Annotated in this window: 4 protein-coding genes and 1 pseudogene; 3 read left to right on the forward strand and 2 right to left on the reverse strand. The window is 72.6% G+C overall.

Translation table 11 applies throughout. The features are described from left to right. Together VM95_RS42160 and VM95_RS37090 are read right to left on the reverse strand one after the other, a co-directional pair. A pseudogene (locus VM95_RS42160) lies at positions 1–123 on the reverse strand (electron transfer flavoprotein subunit beta); the annotation flags it as partial. Between the two features lie 374 nt (positions 124–497). After that, on the reverse strand, positions 498–911 hold the full coding sequence (locus VM95_RS37090; protein ID WP_045705649.1) for a thioredoxin family protein: 414 nt from the start codon (positions 909–911) through the stop codon (positions 498–500). A 215-nt stretch (positions 912–1126) separates the two neighbouring features. Between VM95_RS37090 and VM95_RS37095 the strand changes: the two genes are divergently transcribed. The 3 genes from VM95_RS37095 to VM95_RS37105 all read left to right on the forward strand — a co-directional run bounded on the left by VM95_RS37095 (position 1127) and on the right by VM95_RS37105 (position 4138). Then, complete coding sequence (locus tag VM95_RS37095) at positions 1127–1552, forward strand: DUF4395 domain-containing protein (protein WP_045705651.1); 426 nt, start codon at positions 1127–1129, stop codon at positions 1550–1552. Positions 1553–1824: 272 nt separating this feature from the next. Continuing rightward, positions 1825–2595 (forward strand): lysophospholipid acyltransferase family protein, encoded by a 771-nt coding sequence (locus tag VM95_RS37100; RefSeq protein ID WP_045705653.1) that lies wholly within the window; start codon positions 1825–1827, stop codon positions 2593–2595. Positions 2596–2863: 268 nt separating this feature from the next. Then, positions 2864–4138 (forward strand): TolB family protein, encoded by a 1275-nt coding sequence (locus tag VM95_RS37105; RefSeq protein ID WP_045705655.1) that lies wholly within the window; start codon positions 2864–2866, stop codon positions 4136–4138. Positions 4139–4269 lie beyond the last annotated feature (131 nt).

The following is a 4269-nucleotide window of genomic DNA, read 5'->3' on the forward strand; positions in this document are numbered from 1 at the left end:
CTCGTCCAGCTCCGACAGGAGGCCGTCCACACCCTCCCGGTCCGTGGTGTGGTCGTCCGAGAAACGACGGTCACCCGTCGCGTCCGGCACGTACTTCACACAGACAACGATCCTCAAGCTCACGGCCTTGTCTCCTGTACTGGTCTCGTCCGGCGGCTGCGGCTGTGCAAGCGGGCGCGAACTCGGCACGCACCCGCTCCGGGCAGCGGTTTTCCCGTGCCGGTCCGGAACTTCCTGGCAGCATACTCGCCAGTAGCTCAGCGGTCACTACTGGCCAGTAGCTTACGCTGGGCAGCACGCACCGCCGCACCCTGCGCCCATCCTGCCCCAGTCGACGCCGACTCCACCCGGCAGGGCCGCACAACCGCCGGGAGAGTCGCCGGGAGCGGTCGCCGGGAACAGCTGACAACTTTCAGCGAACAGATAACAGATTTCATCATCTGTCATCTGTTCGCTGAAAGTCGTTCGCTGAACCCTGTTCGTCGACGACCGTCGCTTCAAACCGCCTCGCCGAGCGCCGCGATCACGTCCGCCTTGCGCGGCAGCCCCGCCGCCCGGCGCACCACCCGGCCGTCCGCGTCCAGCACCAGGACGGTGGGCGTGCGCAGGACCTCCAGCCGGCGAACCAGCTCCAGGCGCGCCTCGGCGTCCACCTCGACGTGCGCGACGCCGTCGACCATGCCGGCCACCTCGGCGAGCACCCGGCGGGTCGCCCGGCAGGGCTGGCAGAACGCGGACGAGAACTGCACCAGCGTCGCCCGCTCGCCGAGCGCCCCGCCCAGCTCCGCCGCCGACAGCCGTACCGCACCGTCCCTGGTCCGCACCCTCGTCCTCCCGTCGCGCCCGGCCTGCGGCAGCCCGAACGCGGTCGCCGCCGCCGGGGCGGCGACCCACACCGCCCGTCCGGCCATCCCTCCAGTCTGCGGCATCGCCCGCCGCCCACGAAAGGTGGGTCGACCGCCGGGAGCGGGCGCACATACCATCGCCGGATGGACTCCGAGCGCCCCGCAGCACGGCTGCTGACCTCCCGTCGCGTCGTCGACCACGACCGGGCGGCCACCTCCCGCCGACCCTGACCGGCCCCGCCGCCGACGCCGCCGCCCGACGCGACCCTCCCGGAGCCCCCGTGCAGATCGACCCCCGCGGCCCCCGCTTCGCCGCCGCGATCACCTCCGCCGTCCTGGCCGTCGCCCTGATCACCGGCAGCGGCCCGCTGCTGGCCGGCCAGGCGCTCGTCTACGCCCTCGGCGCGTTCGGCGGCCCGCAGCACTCCCCGTACGGCTGGCTGTTCCGCCTCCTCGTCCTCCCCCGCCTGGCACCGCCGAGCCGGACCGCGGACGAGCGGCCGCTGCGCTTCGCCCAGGGGGTCGGCCTGGTCTTCACCGCCATCGGCGCGCTCGGCTTCTTCACCGGCGTGCCCTGGCTGGGCCTGCTGACCGCCTCGTTCGCACTGGCCGCGGCCTTCCTGGGCGCCGCCTTCGGCTACTGCCTAGGCTGCGAGATCTACCCGCTCGTCCGGCACACCCGCAGCCGCCTCGGCAACGGCGCCTGATACCGCCGTCCACCCGGCGCGCGACGGGCGGCCGGGGCACGATCCACGCGCGTGGACAGAAGCGGGAAGTTCCCGTTCGGACCCATCACGGAGATCACACCGCGAATATCCGGTTGACCGCACGGCTCAGGTGACAGCAGGCACTCGTTCGGGGGATCATCTCCAGGTATCACCCGTGACCGCCGCGGCGTGCCGTGCTCCGGTCGGCACCCGCGCCCGGGCGCGGGAACCCCGCCGAACCGGGCCCCGGCCCGTGGAAGTCAGGACTGACCGTGGCAGAGTTCGTCTACCCGCCGGTGATCGGCGCCGCCCTCACCGCCTTCCGTGCGCTCGACGTACGGGTCAAGATCGTGGGTGCCGAGCACATTCCCGCCACGGGCGGGGCCGTCCTGGTCAGCAACCACATCAGCTACCTGGACTTCCTCTTCGCCGGCCTCGGCGCCTACCGCGGCGGGAAGCGCAAGACGCGCTTCATGGCCAAGGACGACGTCTTCAAGCACCGCATCTCCGGCCCGCTGATGCGCGGCATGAAGCACATCCCGGTGGACCGCACCGACGGGCAGCCCGCCTACGAGGCCGCCGTGCGCGCCCTCAAGGCCGGCGAGGTGGTCGGGGTGTTCCCCGAGGCGACCATCAGCCGCTCGTTCATGCTGAAGAAGTTCAAGACCGGCGCCGCCCGGATGGCCGCCGACTCCGGCGCCCCGCTGCTGCCCGTCGTCCTCTGGGGCACCCAGCAGCTCTGGACCAAGGGCCGTCCGAAGACCCTGACCAAGCGGCACGTCCCGGTGACGATCATGATCGGTGAGCCGATCCGGCTCGGCCCGGACGACAAGCCCGTCATGGTCACCAGAAAGCTCCGCGCCGCCATGAGCGCGATGCTCGACCAGGCCCAGACCGAGTACCCCGGCAAGCCGGCCGGTCCGGACGACAGCTGGTGGCTGCCCGCCCACCTCGGCGGCACCGCGCCCACCCTTGAGGTCGCCGAGGCCGAGGACGAGGCGGAGGCCGTCGCCAAGGCCGAACGTCGCGCCGCCCGGGGCTGACCACCCGCCCTGCCCCTCCACTCCGTGGAGCCGATCTACTCCGTGCGATCGAGCGGACCCGCTCCGTAGCGTGTCGCCCGGCCTCCGACACCCCGCTTCTGACACAGTGACAGCTCCTTTCCGGGCCCCGCCCGGTCGGGAACGAGGCGCCACGTCGGAGCGGTCGGAAAGGTCGGAGACGGAGATGACACGGATCACCGGCACACGGCAGTCCCCCGGAAGCAGCAGAGCCCGTACCCGCGCGAGCGCCGGTGCGGGCCTTCTGCTTGTGGGCACCCTGCTCGCCGGCTGCGGAGCCGAACCCGGGGACATCCCGCTGTCCGAGATCCGGCCGGAGTCCCCCACCGCCACCCCCGAGCCGACACCCGCCACCCCGAGCCCCGGCGTCGTCGGCGCCGCGGCCGGCAATCCCGCCGCCGCGCACAACGGCCAGATCGTCGGCAGCGCCTTCCTGGATGCGGCCCGCAGCACCAGCGCCATCGTCACCCTCGCCCCGGACGGCACCGGCCAGCACCAGCTCACCCAGCCACCCGACCGCGCCCGCGACGACCGCCCCGACTGGTCCCCGGACGGCAGCACCATCGCCTTCGACCGCACCGACCCGACGACCGGCGCCGCCCGGCTCTGGACCGTCTCCGCCGCCGGCGAGGCCGCCCACCAGATCGGCCAGCTCTGCGACGGCGGCGCCGTCGACTGCGCCAACGAGGACGAGCGCGCCCCCGCCTTCTCCCCGGACGGCAAGCAACTCGCCTTCAGCCGCACCTGGGGCGCCCTCGACCAGGCCACCCCCGCCCGGATCCAGTACTCCGACCTCTACCTGATGCGCCCGGACGGCACCGACGTCCAGCGGCTCACCTTCCTCACCAACGACAAGCCGTACTCCGGCACCGTCAGCAACCCCAGCTGGTCCCCGGACGGCAAGCAGCTCACCTTCGAGTACCGCACCAGCGCCACCGGCCAGCCCGCCAACAGCCGGGCCGTCTACGTCGTCGGTGTGGACGGCACCGGCCTGCGCCAGCTCACCCCCTGGGAACTGCGCGCCGGCGAACGGGCCAGCTGGTCCCCGGACGGCACCCAGATCCTCTTCACCACGTACCCGACCGGCCCCGACAACGCCCCCGGCGGCGGCATCTACACCGTCCACCCGGACGGCACCGCCATCGGCGCGCTCACCCCGGCACCCTCCGACGCCGCCTACGGAACCGCCGCCTACGCACCGGACGGCAAGTCGATCGTCTTCGCCCAGACCGCCGCGGGCGCCGGCACCGACTTCTACACCATGCGACCGGACGGCACGGGCGTCGCACGGCTCACCAACAACGGGGACAAGTGGCTCAGCCGACCGGTCTGGGGGACGGCGGCGGCTCCCGTCCAGGCGGCCTCGCAGTCCTCCCCCGGCGCTTCCCCTTCCGCGGCTTCCGCCGCTGCCTCTCCTTCGGCGTCCGCTTCAGCCGCTTCAGCACAGCCCTCGGCAAAGGCACCGGCTCAGGCTCAGGGACAGCCGGACACCGAGGACACCCAGCTCGACGACAGCGACCAGTGATCCGAGGCCATTCGACCGACCGCCGGCACGGAAAACGCGAAAAGGCCCACCCGGGAACCCGGGTGGGCCTTTTCTGAAGAATTGTTCGGCGGCGTCCTACTCTCCCACAGGGTCCCCCCTGCAGTACCATC

The sequence above is a fragment of the Streptomyces rubellomurinus genome (genome assembly GCF_000961885.1).
Taxonomy (GTDB): domain Bacteria; phylum Actinomycetota; class Actinomycetes; order Streptomycetales; family Streptomycetaceae; genus Kitasatospora; species Kitasatospora rubellomurina.